Genomic DNA, 24,355 nt, shown 5'->3' on the forward strand with positions numbered 1-24,355 from the left:
CCGTTATCAACCAAATCGTTGTAATGACACAGATATCATATTTATAATGCGCCATTAGTCGTACCAATAGCAGCGCCATAATAACAGCACCCAATTGAATCAAACGCCGTGCGTATCTTTATTTGCAACTATTTCATTGCAAACCCTAACTGGACGACCGCATTTGATCCTAGCAACTGAGGTAGATATGAACGAATCAGCCAACCAATTTAATCCAAGCGCCAGCCAGCCAGTAGACCCAACTGTTTTAAGCTTAACCGATAGCGCCGCACAAAAGGTGCGACGTCTACGTGAAGAAGAAGGCGACAGCGATCTGATGTTACGTGTCTATGTGACGGGCGGCGGCTGCTCAGGTTTTTCTTACGGCTTTAACTTCGCCAATGAGCTCAATGAAGACGATGCCAATTTTGACAATGACGATGTAACCTTGGTCGTCGATTCACTAAGCTATCAGTATTTACAAGGCTCTACCGTTGACTATACTGAGGGGTTAGAGGGCGCACGCTTTATCGTCACCAATCCAAATGCCACCACCACGTGTGGCTGTGGCTCATCCTTCTCTATTTAAGTTGGCGAGACGCATGACTTTTGATCAAGATACCTTCCTCGTTAGTCAACGCTATCATAAACCGCTTAACGTCGTACTTTTGAAGCATCTATCTCGTAGGTAGATGCTTCTTGTTTTATGCGTTTTTTAGAAAACAGTAACGCGCTGTTCATAAATTTTTTTATTGAAATACCTATTAAAATCAAGATGAATGAGCGCCTGTAAAGCTTATCGTATTTGTAATTGTCCGTGGTTTTCAGGGCAGCTTTGAGCTAAACTGACGGCATTCTTAATCCAATATTTACCTTCATTATGGTCAAACGCCAGTCGTGTTTTGATCCGCCATAATAAATAACAATAGATGACTATTATGAGTAATTTTGCGAGTAGCTTTGTGAATTTTGACATTCCTAATTGGTTTGATAGCAAGCATTTAACGGGCATGCTCCGCGGTATCGAAAAAGAAGGTCTGCGCGTAAGACCCGATGGCTACTTGGCTCAGACGCCGCATCCAGCCAAACTTGGCTCAAAGCTCACCCATCCGTTTATCACAACTGATTATTCAGAAAGCCTACTTGAGCTAATTACTGACCCCAAAACCTCACCAAAAGAGACGCTAAACATGCTGCGTCAGTTGCACGTACTGGTCTATCAAGCCATGCCTGAAGGTGAACTGATGTGGCCGCTGTCTATGCCTTGTATGCTGTCATCGAATGATGAAGACATCCCACTGGCTGATTATGGCAGCTCTAATACGGGTAAGCTCAAGACGCTATACCGTAGTGGGCTTGGTATCCGCTATGGTCGGCGCATGCAAACGATTGCAGGTTTGCATTATAACTTGTCTTTTGGCGACGGGTTATTTGAAGTCTGGCAAGCTGAAATGCCTGCTGCACAAGCGCAAACGCTGACAGAATTTAAAAACGAAAAGTACTTAGGGCTTATCCGTAACTTTAAGCGGCTGACCAGTTTGGTACTGTATTTACTGGGTGCTAGCCCTAGCGTTTGTCCTTGTTTCTTAGCTGGTCGTGAGCATGATTTAGAGCTGCTAAACGACTCAACCTATTATAAGCCTGCTGCCACCAGCCTACGTATGGGCAAGCTTGGTTATACCAATAGTGTGCAAGAACAGCTCGATATTCGTTATAACTATCTGCCAGAGTATGTCGATGGACTGCGCCGTGCGATTCAGACTCCGCACGAAAGCTTTGCCAAGCTTGGCTTGGATGATGCCGATGGCAACCCTATCCAAATCAACAATCATATTTTACAAATAGAAAATGAATACTATAGCCCTATTCGTCCCAAACAAATTGCGATGAGCGGCGAGACACCGACCGAAGCATTAGAGCGCCGTGGTATCGCCTATGTTGAGTTCCGTGCAATCGATCTAGACCCTTATAGCGATGTCGGTATTCGTCTATCTAGCGCCTGTTTCTTAGAGGTCATGGCGCTGTACTGTCTGCTGAGCGACTCACCTGATCTATTACCTGAGGAAGAAGAGACCTTAGCCATCAATCTTGAGCGCGTGGTAAACGAAGGTCGCCGCGAAGGCTTACACATTATAAACAACGGCGAAGAGCAACTGCTTGAGAGCTGGATGCTGGTGCATTTAGAACGTATGCAACCACTTGCCGCGCTACTTGATGCGCATTATGGCGGCAACGATTACCGTGCAGCAGTCGCGTTAATGCAAGGCAAAGCAGGACATTCTGAATCGACTATTTCAGCACAAGTAAACTCTGATAGTCAGCGTTTAGGCAGCTTATGGCAGCTTGGCTTTACCTTGGCGCAGCAGCATCGTGAGTCTTTATTACAGCAAACGCTTAGCCCAAACACCCAAGCCAAATATGAAGTGTTGGCAGAAAAATCGATATTACAGCAAGCTGAGATTGAAAAAGCCGAAACGGAAGATTTTATGGAATTTTTACAGCAATATCGCTAAGCTATGATTGCTGAGTTCTGAGTTTTGTTTTCTGAGTTCTGACCACCACTTAACGTGTATAGATGACTACTTTATAAGAGTAACTGCCCGATGCTAAAGCTGACCACTTACCGCAATTTGCAAATATTTTTGGTGATAATAGCCGTAATAGGTATGAGTTTTGCGCTGTTTTTCTTACAGCGCTATATGGGATTTTCGCCTTGCCCATTGTGTATTTTTCAGCGTATTGGCCTCATAATCATGGGCAGTTTTGCTTTGATAGCGGCATTATTCAATCCTAAATCTAAGGCCGTTAGACTGGTATTGTGGCTTGGTAGCTTAGCAGGTATCGGTTGGGCGACCGCCGTGGCTGGACGACATGTTTGGCTACAGCATCTACCTGCCGATCAAGTACCTTCTTGTGGTCCGGGGCTGGATTATTGGTTAGATACGCTACCGATTTTGCAAGTATTTAAAGAAGTTTTTGCGGGCTCTGGCGAATGTGCCTCTGTTGAGTGGACATTTATGGGACTGAGCATTCCTGAACAATCTTTGATTCTATTTAGTCTGCTATTGGTGGTACACGGGTTGATATTATGGCGTATTTTACGACCTGTTGCCCCTAGCCGCCTTGCTTGATAGCGAATTAGCCCCTACGTTGCTTTTTGCTATATCCTTAGTTTTTGCTATATCCATTTTTCCAAACGAACAGGCGTATTTATTACTAAACGTCTGTTCTTTAATGAGCCACTATTAAATATCTCCGATAATTTTGGTTCGTCATACCTATCAACGTTAAACCATTATTCTTAGCTCATGGCTAAACCTATCATAACAAAAAGGCCACAGAGATATCTTTAACCTTTGATATCTTGACACAGTTTATTTGCTTTTTGATGGGTAAAATAGCGTTTTAAATATCCATCACTGTTGACTGATTGGCGATAGGCTACCGATAGCTTCTTCTCGCCGCCTAGCCTCAAATGGCACTTGTAGTCTCGTAGTCTTCTACTCTAATTTAAACATTTATCCTTCCTATTATCTTTCCTTTTTGACAACGTATTGAGTTGTCGATAGTGTCGGTAATCTTTGGAATGACTATTAAAAAACTGTTTTTTGGTGTGACCATGATATATTTTTTGCCTACTTGTTCTAACACGCTAACTATCCTCAAACGCGGTGGTCGTTGTTTGCTAGCGCTGCCCCTCTGTGTGCTGCTCATCGGCTGTGATAGTACCTCGTCTAGCGGCGATAAAGCTATGACGACTAAGGTCGCCCCTATCGATCATGTAGAAGAGAACAGCGCACAAGCTAGCGCAGAGAACTTGTCAGAGACCAATCTATTAAATGCGGGTAGTGAGCTAGATAGAGTGTCAGAAGGACAATCGCTGATTGCGGCTGCCCAATCGAGTAACGGTGCATATCCCCATCAATCGCTGACACGCTCAGAGCCGGGTAATGGCACGTTACAAGCCACGTTAATGGGCGATTATGGTGGCATGGTACCCTGTAAATCTTGTGATAGCACTGATATTACATTGAATTTGTTCGCTGATGGTTCAGTGCTAAAAACCAGTATAGATAACAATCCCGAAATGCCGAATGTACCCCTGTTTGAGCCTGGTGTTTATCGTCAAGACAATGATATGATTACGATTGTCTATGAAGACAAAAACATTGAAGCGTATCATATTCAAGACAATCATCTTGTCTTAATGGATGAACATAAAAAACCTAACAATGACTACACCCTGTCGCGTAAATAATAAAATAGCCGCATAAACATTTAGAGGCTCTAAATTTTAGGTGCTCTGAATATAGTGATGCTCAATGAGCAAAACCATCCTTTTAATAACGCCTACTTGTTGGGCGTTTTTTATTGGTCATCATGCGGTGTTTACTTTACAATAAGGACTTGTTTTCGACGCTGCTATTTGGCGAACCTATACTGTTTTTGTGACAGAGTATAGGGTCGAAGCAATATAAAGTAGAGATAAGGCAAGCGGGCGTCAATAGTACGTTTGGTACATGAAGCACGGTTAACGCTGTCACCATTTATGATATTTTAATTATAGCCAAGACTGATGATCATTAGGTTGAGCGTATCCTAGAATACACCACAGTTAATATCGGTAACTTTTGGGATAATGCTCCATTTTTATTCTTTTAATTTAAGCTCGTACGGAACGTCTATGCATATTCATATTCTTGGTATTTGTGGTACTTTTATGGGCTCACTGGCATTGCTAGCGCGCGAGCTTGGGCATACGGTCACGGGCTCAGATGCCAACGTTTATCCGCCGATGTCCACCCAACTGGAAAACGCGGGCGTGACCATTGAGCAAGGCTATCTGGTAAAGCATTTACAACCAGCACCAGATTTAGTCGTCGTCGGTAATGCCATGAAGCGCGGTATGGATGTCATCGAATATATGCTGGATACAGGTCTACGCTATACCTCAGGACCACAGTTTTTATCTGAGCAGGTATTACAATCGCGTCATGTGATAGCCGTTGCCGGTACTCACGGTAAAACCACGACGACGACTATGCTCGCTTGGATATTGCACTATGCGGGTATCGACACTGGGTTTTTAATCGGCGGTGTGCCACTGGTTGATACCACTGATGAGCATTTACAGCACGTCTTCGCTCACAGCAGTTATTTGGGTGCGGACAAAATTGATAATGACGATTCGGTAAATACTGGCTATTTCGTTATCGAAGCGGATGAATACGATTCTGCATTTTTTGATAAGCGCTCAAAGTTCGTTCATTACCGTCCGCGTACGGCTATTTTAAATAACCTAGAATTTGATCATGCGGATATTTTTGCGGATCTTGAGGCTATTCAGACCCAATTCCATCATATGGTGCGCATGATTCCAAGCATGGGCAAAATCATTATGCCTACAGCGACTACCAGCTTAGAGGAGACGTTAGCGAAAGGGGTTTGGACACCCGTTTGGCGGACAGCCGTACTGGATTCAGCAGCAAACGCTACTAATGTAGAAGATGAGAATTTAGACAATAACAGCGAATGGCAGGCTGAGCTTATCAGCGAAGATGGTGGTCAATTTGCGGTTAGTTTTGCGGCTGATATTGCTGATAAAGAAGCCACGGGAGTCGTCGATTGGTCGATGAGCGGCATTCACAATGTCAATAATGCCTTGGTTGCTGTCGCAGCAGCTTATAACATCGGCGTCAGTGTAAAAACTGCGTGCGCGGCGTTATCAGCATTTGCTGGCATTAAACGTCGGATGGAGCTGATTGGCGATGTCAATGATATCTTAGTCTTTGATGATTTTGCTCATCACCCTACAGCCATTACTACGACTTTAGATGGTGCCAAGAAGAAACTGGTAGACAGACGCATTTGGGCGATTATTGAACCCCGTAGTAACACCATGAAAATGGGCATTCATCAAGACAGCTTGGCTGAGTCTGCTGCTCTCGCCGATCATACCTTATGGTATGAGCCGACAGGACTGGAGTGGGGTTTAAAAGAAGTCATTGCAAATGCCAATAGCGCAAATCCTAACATGGGCAACCAACAGGTGCTCTCTAGTATCGATGCTATCATCGAGCATATCGACACGCATGCAAAAGCGGGTGACGCCATTGTGATTATGTCGAATGGCGGTTTTGAAGGTATTCATCAACGCTTATTAACTGTGCTACGTAATAAAGCCACTTAATAAAGCTACATAACAAATAATCTAGCTGGTTTATTTCTGGTGTTAAATAAGAGCGTTGCTTATTATAAATGAGCAACGTTTTTTTATGATCAGCTTTTTCCGATTACTTGCAATTACTGTAGAGAGGAGCAACACTAGGGAGCGTTGATATCCAAAAATGCTTTAATATATAGACGGCGTTTTCGACTTCACTACCTTTGTAACCTTTCATTTACCTATTCTACCTGCATATTAGCAAATCTACGATTTTCCTCACATAGCTCATACACTGGTAACATTTCGCGCTTACCTTTACGTCTATACAGTGCTTACAATGAGCTTATCAAAATTGATTAACTATTATAAATGATAATAAATTAGGAGAATAATATGAGCTTTATTTGGATGATTATTGTAGGTCTGGTTGCAGGTTTGTTGGCACGAGCTATCAAGCCAGGCAGTGACCCGATGGGCTGGATAATGACCATTGTATTGGGTATCGTCGGTGCTTTATTAGGTGGGTTCTTAGCTGGTCTTATCGGTATCAATGCTGATGGTGGGTTTACTGGTTTGATATTCTCAGTAATCGGTGCGATCATCCTGTTATTCATCTATGAGATGATTATGAGCAAACGTGGCGTATAACTTTGCACTTTTGCTCAGATGTTTTAGCTGCTCCAAGTGACTTTAATGACTTAGAAGTGACTTGATTTACTAAACTCAATTTACTAAAAAGCAACTCTACTTATGCAAGTCAGATTGCATCTAATCTAGCTTATATAAATTAAAAAGCCTTGCAAATTGCAGGGCTTTTTTATGCCTATAATAAAAGCGACCTCCCTCATTTTTTACGATGATAAAAAGCAATAATTGTGCGAAAGTATTGATAAGCATTACTTTTGTCCCCATTTATCCTATAATATCAACCCTATTTTATCCCTATCATTGAGGTGAGCGTTATGGCTTTACTCCCTATTTTAAATTACCCAGACCCGCGCCTGCGTACTATTGCTACGCCTGTTAAGGAAGTGACTGCTGAAATCAAAACCTTAATCGCTGATATGATTGAGACGATGTATGAGGCACAAGGTATCGGTTTGGCGGCAAGCCAAGTGGATCGTCATATTCAGCTCATCGTCATGGATCTGTCTGAAGATAAAAATAGCCCTAGAGTTTTTATCAACCCAAAGGTGACACCATTGGTTGAAGAGAAACAGCCCTATGAAGAAGGTTGTTTGTCCGTACCTGAAGTCTATGACAGTGTTGAGCGCCCGAACAAAGTGCGTATTGAAGCCTTAGATGAGAATGGTCAAAAAATCGATGAAGAAGTCGAAGGCTTACTCGCGGTATGCATCCAACATGAAATGGATCATTTAAATGGGGTCATATTCGTCGATTATTTATCACGTCTCAAGCAAACTCGTGCTCGCGATAAAGTGCGTAAAATCGTTAAAATACGCGAAAAACAAGGCGAACAAATGGCGGATAAACAGCCACAGCCCAGCCATTCTTAGTCCATTCATCATCTAAGCTATTTTTACGTCATTTAATCAGTATGAACACAAGGTTTTTTATCACCTGTGAGGTGCGTGATGACACTAATGTGAGATGACAATGACGTGATGCGAGCATTTACTCTTTAACACCTACTGTCTTTATTAAAGGTTTCCTACCATGACCATGATCAAAATTGACCAATATTTTGACCCTGCCGGCTGGCAGAAATTCACTCAAGCTGCTGAAGGTCGCGAGACGCCATTTTTGGTCGTGGACCTTAGCCGTATCAAAACCAAATATCATGAAATGGTTGGGTTTTTTCCCAATGCTAAAATCCATTATGCAATGAAAGCCAGTCCTGCTGTTGAAGTGATTAACTTGCTTGCTGATCTTGGTTCGAACTTTGATTGTGCCTCCATCTATGAGCTTGATCGCGTATTAGACTGCGGCGTTGAGCCATCGCGTATCTCTTATGGCAATACCATTAAAAAAGCGGAGCATGTCAAATATGCCTTTGAAAAAGGTATTGACTTGTATGCGACCGACTCAGAAGCGGATCTAAAAAATATTGCCAAGCACGCCCCTGGTTCAAAAATCTTTGTGCGTATCTTAGTACAAGGCTCTGAGACCGCTGAATGGCCATTGTCTCGTAAGTTTGGTTGTCATCCCAATATGGCGATTGAGCTGTTGATTCAAGCTCGTGATTTGGGTCTAGTGCCTTATGGAATCTCATTCCACGTTGGTAGTCAGCAAAAAGACGTTGCCGCTTGGGATGATGCACTAGCCAAGGTCAAATACATGTTTGACTGGATGAAAAACGAAGAAGATATTAAGCTACAAATGATCAATTTGGGTGGCGGCTTTCCAGCCAACTATATCAGTGAAGTGAACCCTATAAAAGTCTACGCTGAAGAGATCACTCGTTATTTGACAGACGACTATAGTGAAGAAGATATGCCTGAGATTATCCTTGAGCCAGGTCGTTCATTGGTTGGTGGATCGGGCGTATTGGTCAGTGATGTGGTGCTTATCTCGCGTAAATCGCACACGGATTTAACGCGTTGGGTGTATACCGATGTGGGCTTATTCCAAGGCTTAATCGAGACCTTGGGAGAGGCCATCAAGTATCCGGTTTATACGCCTAAGATGGAAACATCAACCAGCAAAGGCACTGTGGTACTGGCAGGTCCTACTTGTGATTCGACCGATATCATGTATGAAGAAGCGGGCTATCAATTGCCAGAAGAGCTGGAGATTGGTGATAAAATCTTTTGGTTGACCACGGGTGCGTATACTAACTCGTATTCATCTATTGAGTTCAATGGTTTTCCACCGTTAGAAGTGATCTACGTTGACTAATCTGCAATAGATTATTGTCGATAAAAAGGCGCGATAATGCTCATCACAGTATCGCGCCTTTTTTATGCCAAAAATAATATGAGTGAATGCAAGACTACTGCACCATTATCCAAATTGGTGTGTTTTTAGTACTATCAATGGCACGATTGCTACCATCACTTGCGCGTTGATTTTGGCTACTTTGAGAGATTTGTCCGATAGTTACCCATTGACCACGTGGGATAATAATGGTCGTGTCTAATCGTTGACCTTGAATGGCATGATTACTATTTTTCTGAGAAGTTGAATAGGAGCGTGCGAGTTTTTCTTCAACTTGTGACAATGTTACTTCGACTTGACCAGTCGGTAATAATCTTGGCGTAACCGTGATGCCTTGCGTCGTTGGTAGCAATACCTGCTGTTGAATGACAATCTGTACTGAAGGACTTTTATAATTTGTATAACGATTTACATCGTAGGTTTGATTCAGCGCATAAAGCGTCCCTGTACTGATGCTGGCGGCACTACCTGACAAGGTTTGTACTTGGTATAAATTATTTGTTTGCTGTTGGCTATTGCTTTGATGAATAATCCCTGACCCTTGAATACCACGATTGCTAATAATGACCTGCCCTTGCTCAATATTACCTTGGACGCTGCTATTATTGCCAACACGCACAGCGACCGTCAATGCCTGTGGCTGACCGTCAATCTGAGTCAATAACTGCTGTACCGCCTGATAGTTAGCGGCTGTCGTATGCAACACTAACTTGTCTTGATAGGTAGTAACTGTACCGCCGTCACGATTATTATTCAGTTGCTGACGAACAGCAGGTAATAATGCATCACCACCATAGGTATCAATGACGTAGGTTTGAAAAGTAGCTGCTTGTGCTGAGATATTGAGCGTTGAGAACACAATAACGCTTAGTAGAACTACTTTTATTGCTTTAGTAGGAGTGACCATAATGTATTAAGTCCGAATCAAGTGACCAAATAAATACCTGCACGTGCTTATTTCTATTGGCTTTGTTTTTATCTTGAATGTCTTCGTATTCTTTAATGATAGATAAATCTGTCAGGCTCATACCTTCATTCGGTTTAGTAGCAGTTTTATTTTGGCCAGCTCTGACAATAAACTCATTAATCCAATTACGCCATTCTAACTTTAGGTCAAAATTGCTAATCTCAAATGGCGAGCTACCATCAAACGTTTTTTGCATCATATCAACGAACTGTTTAGCAATTTCTCGGCGTGTATCTCCATTGCCATTTTGGCTGATATGGTTACCGACTTCTACTGCCACTACTAAAGGAATAATAAATCGACAGTTCGATTCAGCATAGGTTTTAAACTCATCTAAAACCTCGACTCTATTCTGATTTTTATTCGGAACATTCAATATATTTAATATTATGCTGGTATCTAATATACAAATATCTGCCATCTAATCAGCCCCCTGTAGCTGATTTAGCCAATCCAATGCTTGTTTTTTACGCTGCTCTGATGTGATTGGATGTTTTACAAAGCGCTCGACAATACCTTGAGTAACTAAGTCGCCAAGCGTTCCTTGAGCGACTAAGCCAAGATAATCATCTAAGTCTCCTAACCGCATCAACTTGCTATCACCTTCTTGCGGGTCTCTATAGCAAAATACAACATCTGCGAGGGCTTCATCTGGTAGGGCATCCATTAGCGCAGGATTATGCGTCGATAGTAACAAATTAAGCTTACGTTCTTCGGCATACTGACGCAGTAAGCTTAAAATAATATGCGCTCGTGTGGGATGAATACTATTATCAATCTCTTCAATGACTACTGTTGAACCTTCTGGCACAGAAAGGAGGGCAGCTGCAATGCCCAATACTTTTAACGTACCGTCTGATAGTAAATCCATTGTACGTTCAACAGAAGTACTCCCAAAGCTTTCAACTAGAGCAAACTCAATACGACCGCGATGATCTTTGTAAAATTTAATATCCGTAATATCTTGTTCTGGTAAGCTTTTAACTAATAACAATAACTTAGATTTGTTCTTTGCTTCTTCGCAGATATTATATAAAACTCCAGCGATATTAGAGCCATCTGGTCTTAAAATGTTATCTGCAATACTATCAATACGCATGTTATTTGGTACAAAATCAAAGAAAAAAGACTGTTTTAAAAACTCTCTAATATTATCAAAATCATCCCAAGCTTTATTTTTTCCCTCTTCAAGATGGTCTAAAATAGCGGTATGTTTATCAACCATGAGAAACTCAGAGATATCGCTATCTTTATTTTTATAAATAGTAATTTGATCATTTAGATTAGAACTGAGGAAGTTATTTAATCCATTATTGCGTTTTGCAATCTCATTTACTGCGTCTACTAAATCTATAGAGTAAAACTTAGAAAACTCAGAAAAGTAAGGATATATTAGCGATTTTAGTATAAATACTTTATCTTCTCTTGAGCGTATCACCTCACTTTTGAGTTCGATACTATTTGAACTTACTTCAAAAACACCTTCATACTCAAAATCTTCTTCGAGTTGAAAAATTAATGAAAATTGATCCATTGAGTTAAAAGCCAAGTCCTTAACACTACCCCGAACGACTTTATCACTATCGTTAACCCTATTTTTGAGCGTAGATAAGCGCTCGCCACCAGCCACCCAACTTAAAAAACGAAACGCTTCAATAGCATTGCTTTTACCTGACGCATTCGCCCCTATCAGTAAAGTCAAAGATGACAGCGGTAAGGTGGCTTCTTTATAGCTCTTAAAGTTTTTAATAGTGATACTAGCGTTATCTGTCATTGCCATCTCGCTTATAAGTAGATTATCTAAATCTTGCCTTACTCATTCAAACCCAATACATCCTGCATATTATATTGCCCGACTTCTTGTTTGATAACCCAAGTCGCGGCACGCACAGCACCCGCGGCAAAAGTCATACGCGCGCGGGCACGATGGGTAATTTCAACCACCTCACCATCGGCAATAAACATCACGGTATGATCGCCAATGATTTCACCGCCGCGAATGGCATGAATACCAATAGTACCTGCTTTGCGTTCGCCCGTTTGTCCTTCGCGGCCATAAACAGCGACGTCTTTTAGATTCTGTCCACGAGCTTCTGCCACGGCTTCTGCCATCATATATGCTGTGCCTGATGGCGCATCGATTTTATGCTTATGATGGGCTTCGATGACTTCTACATCGGCATCCTCGCCAAATGCCTTCGCTGCCATGTTGAGCAATTTCAATGACAGATTAACACCTGTTGAATAGTTACCAGCATAGACAATCGCAATTTTCTCGCTGGCTTTTGCCAACACTTGCTCTTGCTGCTCATTGAATCCTGTCGTACCAATAACCATCGCGATATTGTTTGCCGCGCAAATCTGCATATTTTGCTCAGTGGCATCAGGCAAGCTAAAGTCAATCAGTACATCGATGTCATTAATGACGGCTTTTAAATCATCGACAATCTGTACCTCTAAGCGACCGATAGCGGCGACTTCGCCAGCATCTGCACCAACAAGGCTTGAACCTTGACGTTCTATCGCGGCATTTAATATCGTTTGCGAGTTGTCTTGTACTGCCTCTATTAGCATACGCCCCATACGACCACCAGCACCAATCACCCCGACTTTGATGGCTCGTTTATTTGTATTTTCTTGCGCTGTTATCTGTTGGCTCATATTTTTACCCTAAAAGCTCTATATTAATAAGAAAGGTTTTAAATGTTATGATGCTAAGTTTAGCAAATATCACCACCTGAATGGTTTTTTATAGCGTCAATAAAAACCCCCAGTGTTTCACATGAAACACTGGGGGTTTTGTATCTAGTTATTTAACCAAACGAGTGATTGAAACAACTCAATTAATCAAATAAGTCGCCAATCTTTTTAAAGAATGACTTCTTATGTGGCGACTGCTGATGCTTGCTATCACCGTCAAGCGTATCTTGGAACTGGCGCAACAGGTCTTTTTGCTCGCGAGTTAAGTTCACTGGGGTTTCGATAACCACACGGCAAATCAAATCACCTTTCATGGTGGTGCGTACTGGTGTCACACCTTTGCCGCGCACACGTAGCAACTTACCACTTTGCGTGCCTTCGGCAACCTTGATTTTCACTTTACCATCTAGAGTTGGTATTTCGACCTCTTTACCCAGTGCTGCATCAGTGATGCTAACGGGTACGTCCATATATAGATCAGCGCCTTGACGAGTAAAGACGTTATGCGGTTTTACCCGTACTTCAACGTATAAGTCGCCGTTTTGGACGCCCGCGCCGCCCGCTTCGCCTTCGCCTGCTAGACGGACGCGATCACCATCATCAACACCCGCTGGGATAGACACTTCTAGCGTACGTGATTTGTCTTTAACGCCATTACCGTGACAGTCAGAGCACGGGTTTTTGATTTGCTTACCAGTGCCGCCGCAATGTGGGCAGGCCTGCTGCACGGCAAAAAATCCTTGCTGCATACGCACTTGACCTTGTCCATGACAGGTCTGACAAGTCACGATATCAGAGGCATTTTTTGCCCCTTTGCCATCGCACGTGTCGCAAGGCGCAGGCGCAGTGAAACTGATTTCTTTTTTACAGCCACGTACCGCTTCTTCTAGCGTCAGCTCAATGACGTAACGCAAATCAGAACCACGGCGCGAACGTCCACCGCCGCCACCACGCTGCTGACCGAAGATATCGCCAAAGTTGCCGAAAATATCACCGAAAATATCTTGGAAGTTGCCACCACCTGCACCGCCAAAGCCGCCGCCGCCCATACCATTTTCGAAGGCTGAATGACCCATGCGATCGTAAGCAGAGCGCTTCTCTTCGCTGCTTAGTACTTCGTAAGCCATCGATGCTTCTTTGAATTTATCCTCAGCATCTGGATCATCAGAGTTACGGTCAGGGTGATATTTCATAGCCAGCTTGCGGTAAGCTCGCTTAATTTCTTTGCTTTCAGCGGTCTTGCTCACACCTAATACTTCATAAAAATCGCGCTTACTCATGGGCTCTCCTATCGTCTTTACAGTCCACCGGACAGTCGATTCAGTAGTTCTAGTCAACCACCACCTTAATACGACTCACTATGGCACTCAAAGGTTTCACATGAAACATCATAAATAGTGAGAGAAAAGAGGTGATACTGCTATGAATCTTACAAGCGAATACGGCGGGATGCTGCTTAGCCAAATCAATTATTAAAAGTTTGCGCTATTTATGGAGATGCTATGGTGATTTATCAAGCGCTTAGGCAGGGAAAGTATCCACTATAGTGCGCTTGGCCATACAAAAAGGTTTTATTAAGGAATGAACAAAGGTTTTCATACCTTAAAAAGGCTCAGCCATGCTAATATTTATCGCTATATTTTTGGGTTTTTAGATTTATACTCACCAGTATTAAATCTGCCCATCATTACGTTTTTGTTTTGCGATAAGGGTTTGATTTTTATGAAGAAGCTGATTATTTTATTAATCGTCATTGCCGTCGCTGCCTATGCAGGCTCGCCCTATTACAGCGCTTATCAGCTTAAAAATGCCTACGATGCCAAAGACGGCGCGACCATCGCCGCAGCGATCGACTATGAGCAAGTGCGACCTAGTATCCAAAACCAACTCACCAGTCAGTTTACGGCGACTATGGCCAATTATCCATTGGTCGCTGAGTTGGGCGGCGCGCCATTGACCCAAGCTGCCAATAGTTTTATCACGCAGGCGGTAGATGGTGCTATAACCCCGCAAAATATCGAAAAAGTCATCGATACCCAAGGTCAGGCCAACACCGCGACCAAAGAGCTGGCCGCTGCATGGGCAATCGCCAGTAATCAGGTTGATCTCAAAAATTTGATTCAAAATCTTATCATCCAGCGCGGTGATGTGGATGCAGTGGTCAAAAGCCAAATGCAGCAAATCATGGAAAAACAAGCCGCTGAACTGGAGCAACAGGTAGCGCAAGGGTCTGACAGTGACAAGCCAAAATTAAGCTATTGCGGTATTAATTGCTTCACCATTAGCGGTCAGGTGAAAGGTTATCCGCTCACCATCAAGATGCAGCGTAACGGCTTAATTGATTGGAAAATCGTTGATATCGTGTTGCCACAATAGACTTACTATCCTTAACGGTTATAGGTAATAAAAAAACCGCCACATAAATTAATTATGTGGCGGTTTTTTTATCAATATTAAGGAATATCATCTCTTAACACATTTTTTATTCATAACTTTATTAAACATCTATGCAAGATTAAACATCTATGTGAGCTACTGCACACCCAAAAATTCTAAAAACTCAGGACTCTCAAAGCTCGCTTGAAACAGCACGCCATCTTCACGGTAGATCGCAGGCGTTGCCATCACCGCAAGCCCTGCTGCTTTTTCACGATTGGGCGTCACATGATCGGCTGTACAACTTGCTGGTGCAGGTGTCATCTCACCCTGCAACATTGCTTTATCAAAAGCTTTACGGCGGCTGTCCTCGTCACCTTGGCACCAAATCCCACGCATTTGCTCAGGGGACTGCTCGTATATCGGATAACCAATGGTTTTGACCGTCACACCTTTGGCATTAAGCATCGGTAGCTGCTGATGCAAGCGACGGCAATAAGGACAGTTGACATCATTGGCTACATAAATAACCGCTCTCTCAGGGCCGGTCGCTGGATAATTAATCAGCTGGCTTTCATCTAAAGTTGCAAACACAGACTGATTTTTACGCTTTTCAAACTGCTCATCGAGTCCGATGAATTGACCATTTTCGATGACAGAAATCTCGCCATCAGTAATATATTGTGCATCATCCGATAGTAGAAAAGGCACGCCTTCTAATGTCGCACCCCAAATCACGCCTGGCACTGCGGTATAAAAGAACGGCGTTTTGGCACTCATATTTTTCAGCGCATCCATATTTGCCAATATATCAGCTTTAACACTCGCACTGACAGGTTTGCCTGACTGCGCACTGGTGCTACGCGCTGGTGTCTTGGTGACTACACGCTTGCTTGGATTCTTTTGTAGCTCGCCTTGAATGACATATTTGCCATCTTCAGTGATATGCAAAGGCAACTGCCCCGCCAAATTGACTTGATACATATTGGGTAAGTTGGACGGCACAATAGAGCTGATTTGTGTTTTGATCCCTGCCTGAGTGAGCAATTGGCGCAAGCGACTGTCAACAGACTTGCTAACAGTGCCAGCAGCTTTTGTATTTTGAGTACTCTGGCTCGCTTTTTGGTTAGTAGCGGCAGTATCACTAGACTGGGCACAAGCGGTGGTTGCCAATAACATGGCGCCAATTAAACTGGCAGATTTTAATAGAGATAATTTCACAGAGACAGTCCTATCTGGTTTTAACAAAAACAGCTTTTAATAACAGCGCGTTTCAGTAACAACGATTTTTAATAACCTTTAATTTTAACAACACTCAATCTTAAGAATAGCTGTTTCTAATAATGCTCGTTTCTAACAATATCGGTTTTTAACAATAGCCACCTTTAATAAAGATAACGATATTATGTAAAAAAATAGATTAAAAAAAGATAGGCAGACTTTAGCACAAGGAATACTTTTGCAAAGGTTTAACGGCTCAATTTTGCAAAACTGCTACTGAGCTTTAAGAGATAGGCAACACAGTGTGCACACGAGACATAACAGGGTAAAAGTGATAGTTAAAAACTACAGTTAAAAACCATGGTCAAACACTACGGTCAAAAAAAGCAGCACACGTGAAGTGGCTGCTGATTGTAAGGATGTGCTTGCGAGTTCATTTCAACATGAAAAACTTAGAACTTAGCCACTTCTTCAGGTGTTAAAAAGCGACTGTCGCCCTTCTCTAATCCTTCCAAAGTGATATGACCGACACTAGCGCGATGCAGCTCAACCACTCTATTACCAAAGTAACCCATCATCCGTTTTACTTGATGATATTTACCTTGCTCAAGGGTCAAACGTGCATGCGTCTCGTCAATGAATTCGAGAACCGCAGGTTTTGTTTCTTCGTGGTCGCCTTCTAAAAGGATGCCCTCAGCGACTTCTTTGACGGCATTGGCTTGCGCCGCTTCATCCATCGCATCTGCTAAAGTCAGCTCATAAATTTTGGCATGTTCATGTTTAGGACTGGTGACACGGTGTAACCATTTACCATCATCACTCATCAATAATGCGCCGGTCGTATCAACATCGAGACGCCCTGCAATGCGCAAGCTACCAAGCTCTGGCACCGCTATCAGCTCAGTGACAATTGGATGCTCTTTTACTTTCAGCGTACATTCAAAGCCTTCAGGCTTATGTAATAGAATATAACGACTGCCCGCAGCGACCGATAATGGCTCGCCTGCCCAAACCACATCGTCATTGACCACATCGACGTGGACGCCTGGGTCTTTGATGACCTGATCATTTACCGTTACTTCACCAGCGTGCAGAATTTTTTTGGATTCTTTACGCGATAGCTCAGTGGCTTTACTCAAAAATTTATCTAGACGCATATATTGCCTACCATTCGTTTGATGATACCTACTTTACCGTAGCAGCTAACGACACCAGCACTCACACTGAGCTTGTCCGCTATCTTCATGGGTCAGAAGTGGTACTATAATAAAAAATTAAATGAACACTGCACCCAATATGGACGACAGTGAAAGTTAGACAAGTTTACCATATCCAACCTAGACCTGATGAAATATGAGCTATCAAACGCTAAAACGCGCTGTCACTGCGCGCTTAGAAATTAAAAAATCCGAGTTTATTGCTTACGCTTATCCTGTAACCTCGCGTGAGCAGGCAATGTTTCACGTGGAACAACTACGTCAACAATATGCCGATGCGCGTCATCACTGCTGGGCATATATCATTGGCGATCCCAATAACACCACTAGTGCTGGTTTTGATGATGATGGCGAGCCAAATGGTACGGCAGGTCGACCGATATTAAATGTGTTGCAGCATAAAGCGATCGGTAACGTCATTATCATCGTGGTGCGTTATTTTGGTGGTATCAAACTGGGCGCAGGCGGTCTAACCCGTGCTTATGCAGGCGCAGCGCAAGCGGCAGTTGATGAAATGACATTGCTGCCCTATGTGCCAATGGTGCAAGTACAGATATTGGCAGAGTTTGCCACCGAAGCGCAATGTCGTTACATCGTCGATAGCCTAAACGGCAGCATTGATGATGTCGCTTATAGCAAGCAGGTGACATTGACGGTGACGCTGGCTGAAGCAGATATCGAAAGCTTAAAAGAACGCCTTGCGATGGATGGACGGGTATTAGATGCGTCGGAAAAATTGAATGAGTAATCATGCGTTCACTGAGCATTCACTAAATCTTATTGGTTTTGATAACTGCCATGGGTATGATAAGGCACTGATTGTTAAAGATGATTTTAACGCCCATTAAATAAGACACCTTTATGCCAACCTCAAATACGCCAACTTCAAATACGCCAACTTCAAATACGCCAACTTCAAAACCGAGCCAACCCTTCTCTCCAGAGCCTTTTAAACCCCCATTTTGGCTGACCAATCCACATCTACAAAGCATCTTGCCTAAGTTTTTTGCGCCCAAAACGCCCACTTATCGCCGTGTGGTCGAAAAAGACTCGTTGGATGAAAGTGATATTGCTTATGACTTTTATGATGCGCATTCTATCGAAACCTTAGAAAATAGCGAGCGTGAACAAACGCCATTAATCGTGCTATTCCACGGTATGGAAGGCAGCAGCGACAGCCATTATGCACGTGCTTTGGCGCATCAGATGCACGCTCAGGGCTGGCACTTTGTGGTGGCGCACTTCCGCAGTTGTGGCGGCATTCCTGCTAATGGCCGAGTTTTTTATAATGCGGGTGATACCGATGAGGTGCATCACGCGCTGCAAAACCTAAGTCAACAGTACGCCAATATTTATGCAGTTGGGGTGTCACTGGGTGGCAATGCTTTGGCAAAATATATGGGCGAATATGGTGATAAAGCAATCTGCCAAGGCGCTGTGGTCATCTCCGCTCCCGTCGATATGTCATCGGCGGCGCTTAGTATGCACAGCTTTTTGAGCCATCGAATTTACACCCCTTATTTGCTCAACCCCATTATCAAAAAAGCCTTAGCCAATGACATCAGCAAAGAGGAGATTGACTCGATCAAAGCGGTCAATCGCATCAGTGACTTTGACGATATCTTTACCGCGCCGCGTCATGGCTACCGCTCTAATAACCACTACTATCAAGCCTCATCAGCCCTGCCTTATTTGATAAAAGTAACGAAGCCTTTATTGTTAATTAGTGCCAAAGACGATCCTTTCCTTGGTTTTACCGCCACGCCAAACGATGTGTCTGACAGTGTCACTATTTTAGACACTGAGCATGGCGGGCATGTGGGTTTTATTCGTTATCGCTCTGACAAAGACAAGTCACCTCATCTTTATAAAAAATCAAGATTTGATATCAACTGGATACCTGAAACTGTCAGCACTTATTTTAATCATATCGGTGTAGCATCTAATAAGCCCTAAAATAAGAATACTCACTTTACCTTTTACTCTTTTGAGATTGCACTATGTATCCCTTTATCCGTTATGCCAGCACCATCGCCCACGCCGCGCTACAAGTCAAAAAAGGCGATACCTTAACGTTTAAAGATACGAGTGAGATTAGCTTTCGCTGTCGTCTGACAGATATTGATAATTTCTTAGAGATGAATAATGGTCGCGTACTTACCCTTTTTGATATGGGTCGTACTGACTTCGCGGTGCGTAGCGGACTTGGTAGCCAACTGCTCAAGCAGCGTTGGGGTTTGGTCGTCGCTGGTAGTACCATCCAATATCGCAAACGTATTCGCGCTTTTGATAAAGTCACCATGAAAACGCATATCGTCGGCTTTGATGAGCGTTGGATATATATTGAACAGTCGATGTGGGTAAAAGGCAAACCTTGCTCCTCTGCTCTACTGCGTACGGGCGTGACTGAAAAAGGTAAGGTGATAGAAACAGCACGTGTACTAGCCTCATTGGGGCAAGCAGATTGGCAGTTGTCACCGAGTGGCTATGTGGCAGAATGGATCGTCAGTGATGCCGACCGTCCGTGGCCACCGCAAAGTTAGCATTTATTTTTTAGCTTTATTCATAAGTCACAAACACCTATTCACAATCAGTTAACCTTATAACTACTATTTCCTAACAATACATTATATAAATACATATATTAAATGTTAGGATAGTAGTGAGCATCATACTCAGCTCAACCAAATACTATCTAATTAAAAATAGTCTCATAAGGAAAATAATATGATTAATAATACGGATTACGTCGGTACTCTATTCGACAATAGCGAATCAAATCCAAGCAAAATCACCTTGGCTTTTACCATGGCAGGTGTGGCACTCAAAAAAGGACACTCTGCCTCAGTGATATTGATGGTAGATGCGGTGCATTTGGCATTGCCCAACGCGTTGGCAAAAGTGGATATTGGTGCACCGTTTGAACCTGCTGGCGAGTTACTAGAAGCCTTTATCGAAAAAGGTGGCCAAGTATTGGTCTGTAGTGCTTGCATGAAACATAACGGTATCGGAGAGTCAGCCATCGACAAGCGCTTCACGGTCATCAGTGGTGACGATGTGGTTGAGCTGTTGATGAATGCGAAAGGGTCATTGCAGTTGAATTAAGTTTTTTTCAGAGTTCTAACACTGAGTTAGTTCTCTTAGCTGTCTTTTTCACGGCTTTAGGGACTGACTCTTTTTTTTGAAAATTTAATAATATTTCATAAGATTCACTAATTCATAAGCTTCACTAATTAGGTATATACAAGTTGCCGACCTTAGCTAGAACCTATGCTTATGGATGGGTAGAAAGTAGTAAAGTGATATGAGCTATAGTATATTTAGATTCCATTTTCTTAGGTTTTGGCCATATCTATAATGAAGATTAAATCAGCTAACGTTTTCCTTAGTTTTCTTTTACCCGCTATGCTTTTAACAGGGTGTTCAGAGCTTTCTACAAATACCAATGGATATATTACTAATGAAAATAACAAGCCTTTCTATTTGGAGTTTGATAGTAGTAAAGCAGATAGCCTTAATGTAATAAAATATAGTCAACTGACTACTGATACATTCAAACTATTTTGTGGGAGTGATGCTTTTACTACTTTACCTAATTGGTCAATATATGATGGCGAGCCTATGGAGTCGATTGCAAGTATCGATATCTCACATATATATTTAACCTTCGACGATAGAGAACGCTTACAAAGGCTACTTCTTGTGGAAACTGTCGATACTAAGGACGAACAAAAACAAGTATATGATAAAGCCAAAAAATATCTCGACCAAAACTATAATCAAACTAAATCACATCCATTACGCACACTAAACATGACTACTAATGAAGTGGTTAGAAGTGATAAAGATAACTCTTATACTGGTTGGGTCAGCTACGATGTTGTTTCTTATAAGACTAAAAATGGTTATATTAGTATAAATAAAGGTTCGGTAGGAGCTGTGGTACCTCCTTCAAATATACAACCAAGTACAAATGGACTATACAAAGAATATATTAGTCTTGGAAATAAGCTACCTAAGTGGGAAAACGATGATTCAGAGCTTTTAGATGTAAAAGTTAGATATTTTTCAAATTCGTTTTCAGATATGTATGACAAAAAATGTAGTTGATTCACTTAACTACAAAGCCGTAGTCAAAACTCACCCTTCCTATTCAGCAACTAAATAAACACTATCCAACATACTCTTTGTCCTGTTCTGTTAAAGTAAGTGAGATAAAAATTCTAATAACAGACAAAGGAAGCCCGTTATGACCTTACTGAATACCCTTAATTTGACCCACGCTATCGTTCAAGCACCTATGGCAGGCGCAACCACCCCTGAGCTGGCAGCGACGGTGAGTAACTTTGGTGGACTGGGTTCATTGGGATCGGGCATGACGCCGCCAGAGGTTTTGCATAGCCATATTGACACCATTAAATCGCTCACCGATCGCCCTTTTATGATTAATTTAATGGTATTGTCTGAGCATGAGTCGAGCACCTTTGATACCGAAATCCCTGCTTGGCTAAGTCATTACTATCAAGAAAACAATATAGAGTTTGCGCTACCTGAGCGCCCAGCGCTAAGCTTCGCGGATCAGCTACAAGTGCTCTATGACAATCCTGTTCCTGTCGCTAGCTTTACCTTTGGTATTATTAGTGCCGAGCAAGTTCAACATCTGCAAGGTCTAGGCACGCGCGTCATCGGTACTGCCAATCATCCATTAGAAGCGAAAGCATGGAGCGATATTGGTGCTGATGCGGTATGTGTACAAGGGGTCGAAGCGGGTGGACATCGCGGTGGCTGGCTCGCGCAAAGTGAAAACGATCCATTGGGATTATTGACGCTAATTAGTCAAACGCGCGCGTGTACCGATATTCCGTTAATTGCAGCAGGTGGCATCATGACTGGGCAAGATATCAAAGCGGTACAAACGGCTGGCGCTGAGCTGGCGCAAATCGGAACGGCGTTTTTGACCACAGATAAATGCGGCATTAATGACATTTATAAGCAAGCGCTACTCGACGCTAGTGAAGATAAGCGCAGTACTGAGACACGCTTAACGAGACTGTTTTCAGGTAAACAAGCTCGTGGTTTATTAAATGATTATTTGCGTGATTTTGCTCGCTTTGAAAGCGCGCATGAGCTACCGCCCTATCCACAATTGAATGCGATGACCAAATTTTTGCGTGGTCATGCAACCAATAATCTTCACTCGGAGTATCAGTCTTTATGGGCAGGACAAGGCGTCGCTTTGGTCAGACAAGAGCGCACGATTGAGCTGTTAGAGCGCTTGGTCAAAACGTTATAGGCTTAAATATTTTTATCAGTCCGTGCTACTCTAATAAAAAATCCACCGCTGCCGCTGCATGAATCAAAGTGGTATCAAATACGGGAATTGGGCTGTCTGCTTGTTTAATAAGCAGTCCAATTTCTGTACAGCCTAAGATGACGCCCTCTGCGCCTTGATCTGCTAAATCTTTAATTACCTGCTGATAATACTGGCGCGAGCTGTCTTTAAATTGACCGACGCACAGCTCTTTTTTGATAATTCGATGTACCTCTGCTCGTGCATCACTCTCTGGTATCAACACTTGAAGCCCTGCATCCACCAAACGCTGCCTATAAAAATCTTCCGTCATCGTAAACTGAGTGCCCAGTAAAGCAATTTTAGACAGATTCTGTTTTTTGATGGCGGCAATAGTGGCATCAGCGATATGAATAACGGGTAAATGCGTCGCGGCTTGCACATCATCGAGTAATTTATGCATTGTATTAGAGGCAATCAAGAGCCCTTGTACGCCAGCGGCTTGCAAACGCTGAGCACTGCTGGCCATGATTACACCCAGCGCTGCCCATTCATCTTGCTCTTGGTGCTTATTAATCAACGCAAAGTCTACGCTATGTATGAATAAATCTGCTGAATGTAATCCACCCAGCTTATCCTTGACACCCTCATTTATCAGCCGATAATAGCTCTCGGTACTCTCCCAACTCATACCACCGATGATGCCCAATGTTCGCTGCTTGTGCACGGTCATTTTATTGCCTTATTTGTGAGTCGTAATCGATTTTATCGTAGCAAAATTAATCATCTTTAGTTTGTTATTTTTTGGGAATTTGATTTTTATGCATGAGACAACAGTCATTAAAATATAACGAATGTCACCATTGATAATAACGATTTTATCCATTCAACAACATACGATATCATGGTTGGTAATGACGACTCATGACGCTACGCAACATCGTTCATCGTTCATCAAACGCCACCATCACCACGTAGGACACCTCCACACTATGGCAAAATTCCCTACCATCAGAATACGCACACGGCGCAAGTACTATCGGCTTATTTTTACCTTTTTAATGGCACTGCTGATGTCCACGATTATCTCAACTGCATTGCTGCTGATCAATGTAGGATTCGTCGATGGGTTCTTTATCACGCTGTTTCACTCATGGAAATATGCCTTTATAGTCGCGTGGCCGAGCGCTTATATTTGCGCCTATCTCATCCAAGAGCATTTGCTCAGTAGGATTGAGTTTTATTGAACCAGCTAGAAGTTAAAGTATGAGAATGCCATGATGAAGCATTGCTGTGAGCTGATGGTAAATCATCATGCCGCTATGAATTAAGAAATCTATGGCTGTATACACAGCCTTGCTGAAGGTATTTTATGCGAAGATAAAAGGGTATTTTTTGATTGGATATTAGGGACGTTGAGTCATCTTATGATAAGTGACTGGATCTGGATAAGAGGCTTTAATGACCTTCCTAATTACTCCCGTAATAAATCAACCCCCAAGCCCATCATCGTGGTCAGCTAACAACATTACTTAATGAAA

At 42.7% G+C, this 24,355-nt stretch carries 24 protein-coding genes; 16 read left to right on the forward strand and 8 right to left on the reverse strand.

The window, feature by feature from the left end; all coding sequences use genetic code 11:
* The first annotated feature begins 187 nt into the window (after positions 1 to 187).
* From erpA to ACT3S4_RS08915, 8 genes are all read left to right on the forward strand, one after another.
* On the forward strand, positions 188 to 568 hold the full coding sequence (erpA, locus tag ACT3S4_RS08880) for an iron-sulfur cluster insertion protein ErpA (RefSeq protein ID WP_045443732.1): 381 nt from the start codon (positions 188 to 190) through the stop codon (positions 566 to 568).
* Between the two features lie 349 nt (positions 569 to 917).
* A complete protein-coding gene (gene gshA / locus ACT3S4_RS08885; protein WP_201615142.1) occupies positions 918 to 2,492 on the forward strand; it encodes a glutamate--cysteine ligase in 1,575 nt (524 codons plus the stop codon).
* Between the two features lie 90 nt (positions 2,493 to 2,582).
* Complete coding sequence (locus ACT3S4_RS08890; RefSeq protein ID WP_045454815.1) at positions 2,583 to 3,110, forward strand: disulfide bond formation protein B; 528 nt, start codon at positions 2,583 to 2,585, stop codon at positions 3,108 to 3,110.
* Between the two features lie 455 nt (positions 3,111 to 3,565).
* Positions 3,566 to 4,237: a copper resistance protein NlpE N-terminal domain-containing protein gene (locus ACT3S4_RS08895; protein ID WP_444760891.1), complete on the forward strand. Its 672-nt coding sequence runs from the start codon at positions 3,566 to 3,568 to the stop codon at positions 4,235 to 4,237.
* Positions 4,238 to 4,663: 426 nt separating this feature from the next.
* Positions 4,664 to 6,169, forward strand: a complete 1,506-nt coding sequence (mpl, locus tag ACT3S4_RS08900) for a UDP-N-acetylmuramate:L-alanyl-gamma-D-glutamyl-meso-diaminopimelate ligase (protein WP_444760892.1) — start codon at positions 4,664 to 4,666, stop codon at positions 6,167 to 6,169.
* A gap of 369 nt (positions 6,170 to 6,538) precedes the next feature.
* Positions 6,539 to 6,793, forward strand: a complete 255-nt coding sequence (locus ACT3S4_RS08905) for a GlsB/YeaQ/YmgE family stress response membrane protein (RefSeq protein ID WP_055125583.1) — start codon at positions 6,539 to 6,541, stop codon at positions 6,791 to 6,793.
* A gap of 314 nt (positions 6,794 to 7,107) precedes the next feature.
* Positions 7,108 to 7,662 (forward strand): peptide deformylase, encoded by a 555-nt coding sequence (gene def / locus ACT3S4_RS08910; protein ID WP_045442956.1) that lies wholly within the window; start codon positions 7,108 to 7,110, stop codon positions 7,660 to 7,662.
* 166 nt (positions 7,663 to 7,828) lie between these two features.
* Complete coding sequence (locus ACT3S4_RS08915; protein ID WP_055125679.1) at positions 7,829 to 9,004, forward strand: type III PLP-dependent enzyme; 1,176 nt, start codon at positions 7,829 to 7,831, stop codon at positions 9,002 to 9,004.
* 94 nt (positions 9,005 to 9,098) lie between these two features.
* Here the strand turns inward: ACT3S4_RS08915 and ACT3S4_RS08920 are convergent, their stop codons facing one another.
* The 5 genes from ACT3S4_RS08920 to dnaJ all read right to left on the reverse strand — a co-directional run bounded on the left by ACT3S4_RS08920 (position 9,099) and on the right by dnaJ (position 13,990).
* Positions 9,099 to 9,950, reverse strand: coding sequence for a hypothetical protein (locus ACT3S4_RS08920; protein ID WP_201560400.1), 852 nt, complete (start codon positions 9,948 to 9,950; stop codon positions 9,099 to 9,101).
* Positions 9,934 to 10,431 carry a PIN domain-containing protein gene (locus tag ACT3S4_RS08925; RefSeq protein WP_109590527.1) on the reverse strand — a complete coding sequence of 166 codons (498 nt, stop codon included), beginning with the start codon at positions 10,429 to 10,431 and terminating at the stop codon, positions 9,934 to 9,936. Before ACT3S4_RS08925 ends, ACT3S4_RS08920 begins: the two co-directional genes overlap by 17 nt.
* Positions 10,432 to 11,784, reverse strand: coding sequence for an AAA family ATPase (locus ACT3S4_RS08930; RefSeq protein ID WP_109590748.1), 1,353 nt, complete (start codon positions 11,782 to 11,784; stop codon positions 10,432 to 10,434).
* Between the two features lie 38 nt (positions 11,785 to 11,822).
* A complete protein-coding gene (gene dapB, locus ACT3S4_RS08935) occupies positions 11,823 to 12,671 on the reverse strand; it encodes a 4-hydroxy-tetrahydrodipicolinate reductase (RefSeq protein WP_444760893.1) in 849 nt (282 codons plus the stop codon).
* A gap of 182 nt (positions 12,672 to 12,853) precedes the next feature.
* Complete coding sequence (dnaJ, locus tag ACT3S4_RS08940; protein ID WP_087814909.1) at positions 12,854 to 13,990, reverse strand: molecular chaperone DnaJ; 1,137 nt, start codon at positions 13,988 to 13,990, stop codon at positions 12,854 to 12,856.
* 301 nt (positions 13,991 to 14,291) lie between these two features.
* On the opposite strand from dnaJ, the gene ACT3S4_RS08945 reads away from it, so the two are divergent.
* Positions 14,292 to 15,086 carry a DUF2939 domain-containing protein gene (locus tag ACT3S4_RS08945; protein ID WP_444760894.1) on the forward strand — a complete coding sequence of 265 codons (795 nt, stop codon included), beginning with the start codon at positions 14,292 to 14,294 and terminating at the stop codon, positions 15,084 to 15,086.
* A gap of 156 nt (positions 15,087 to 15,242) precedes the next feature.
* Here the strand turns inward: ACT3S4_RS08945 and ACT3S4_RS08950 are convergent, their stop codons facing one another.
* Together ACT3S4_RS08950 and ACT3S4_RS08955 are read right to left on the reverse strand one after the other, a co-directional pair.
* Positions 15,243 to 16,307 carry a disulfide isomerase DsbC N-terminal domain-containing protein gene (locus tag ACT3S4_RS08950; protein WP_444760895.1) on the reverse strand — a complete coding sequence of 355 codons (1,065 nt, stop codon included), beginning with the start codon at positions 16,305 to 16,307 and terminating at the stop codon, positions 15,243 to 15,245.
* Positions 16,308 to 16,759: 452 nt separating this feature from the next.
* Complete coding sequence (locus tag ACT3S4_RS08955; protein WP_444760896.1) at positions 16,760 to 17,464, reverse strand: pseudouridine synthase; 705 nt, start codon at positions 17,462 to 17,464, stop codon at positions 16,760 to 16,762.
* A 196-nt stretch (positions 17,465 to 17,660) separates the two neighbouring features.
* On the opposite strand from ACT3S4_RS08955, the gene ACT3S4_RS08960 reads away from it, so the two are divergent.
* From ACT3S4_RS08960 to ACT3S4_RS08985, 6 genes are all read left to right on the forward strand, one after another.
* Positions 17,661 to 18,272 carry a YigZ family protein gene (locus tag ACT3S4_RS08960; protein WP_444760897.1) on the forward strand — a complete coding sequence of 204 codons (612 nt, stop codon included), beginning with the start codon at positions 17,661 to 17,663 and terminating at the stop codon, positions 18,270 to 18,272.
* Positions 18,273 to 18,385: 113 nt separating this feature from the next.
* A complete protein-coding gene (locus tag ACT3S4_RS08965; RefSeq protein ID WP_444760898.1) occupies positions 18,386 to 19,480 on the forward strand; it encodes a YheT family hydrolase in 1,095 nt (364 codons plus the stop codon).
* A 44-nt stretch (positions 19,481 to 19,524) separates the two neighbouring features.
* Positions 19,525 to 20,067 carry an acyl-CoA thioesterase gene (locus ACT3S4_RS08970; RefSeq protein ID WP_444760899.1) on the forward strand — a complete coding sequence of 181 codons (543 nt, stop codon included), beginning with the start codon at positions 19,525 to 19,527 and terminating at the stop codon, positions 20,065 to 20,067.
* Between the two features lie 184 nt (positions 20,068 to 20,251).
* Positions 20,252 to 20,629, forward strand: a complete 378-nt coding sequence (locus ACT3S4_RS08975; protein WP_444760900.1) for a DsrE family protein — start codon at positions 20,252 to 20,254, stop codon at positions 20,627 to 20,629.
* A 252-nt stretch (positions 20,630 to 20,881) separates the two neighbouring features.
* A complete protein-coding gene (locus ACT3S4_RS08980; RefSeq protein WP_109590513.1) occupies positions 20,882 to 21,634 on the forward strand; it encodes a hypothetical protein in 753 nt (250 codons plus the stop codon).
* Between the two features lie 139 nt (positions 21,635 to 21,773).
* Positions 21,774 to 22,817, forward strand: coding sequence for an NAD(P)H-dependent flavin oxidoreductase (locus ACT3S4_RS08985; RefSeq protein WP_444760901.1), 1,044 nt, complete (start codon positions 21,774 to 21,776; stop codon positions 22,815 to 22,817).
* Between the two features lie 25 nt (positions 22,818 to 22,842).
* Here ACT3S4_RS08985 and ACT3S4_RS08990 read toward each other — a convergent pair whose 3' ends face one another.
* Positions 22,843 to 23,547 carry an aspartate/glutamate racemase family protein gene (locus tag ACT3S4_RS08990; protein ID WP_109590509.1) on the reverse strand — a complete coding sequence of 235 codons (705 nt, stop codon included), beginning with the start codon at positions 23,545 to 23,547 and terminating at the stop codon, positions 22,843 to 22,845.
* A 259-nt stretch (positions 23,548 to 23,806) separates the two neighbouring features.
* Between ACT3S4_RS08990 and ACT3S4_RS08995 the strand changes: the two genes are divergently transcribed.
* Complete coding sequence (locus ACT3S4_RS08995; RefSeq protein ID WP_045442930.1) at positions 23,807 to 24,061, forward strand: DUF2798 domain-containing protein; 255 nt, start codon at positions 23,807 to 23,809, stop codon at positions 24,059 to 24,061.
* Positions 24,062 to 24,355 lie beyond the last annotated feature (294 nt).

Origin of the sequence: Psychrobacter sp. AOP30-A2-5 (assembly GCF_052378115.1) — a bacterium.
Classification (GTDB): Bacteria; Pseudomonadota; Gammaproteobacteria; order Pseudomonadales; family Moraxellaceae; genus Psychrobacter.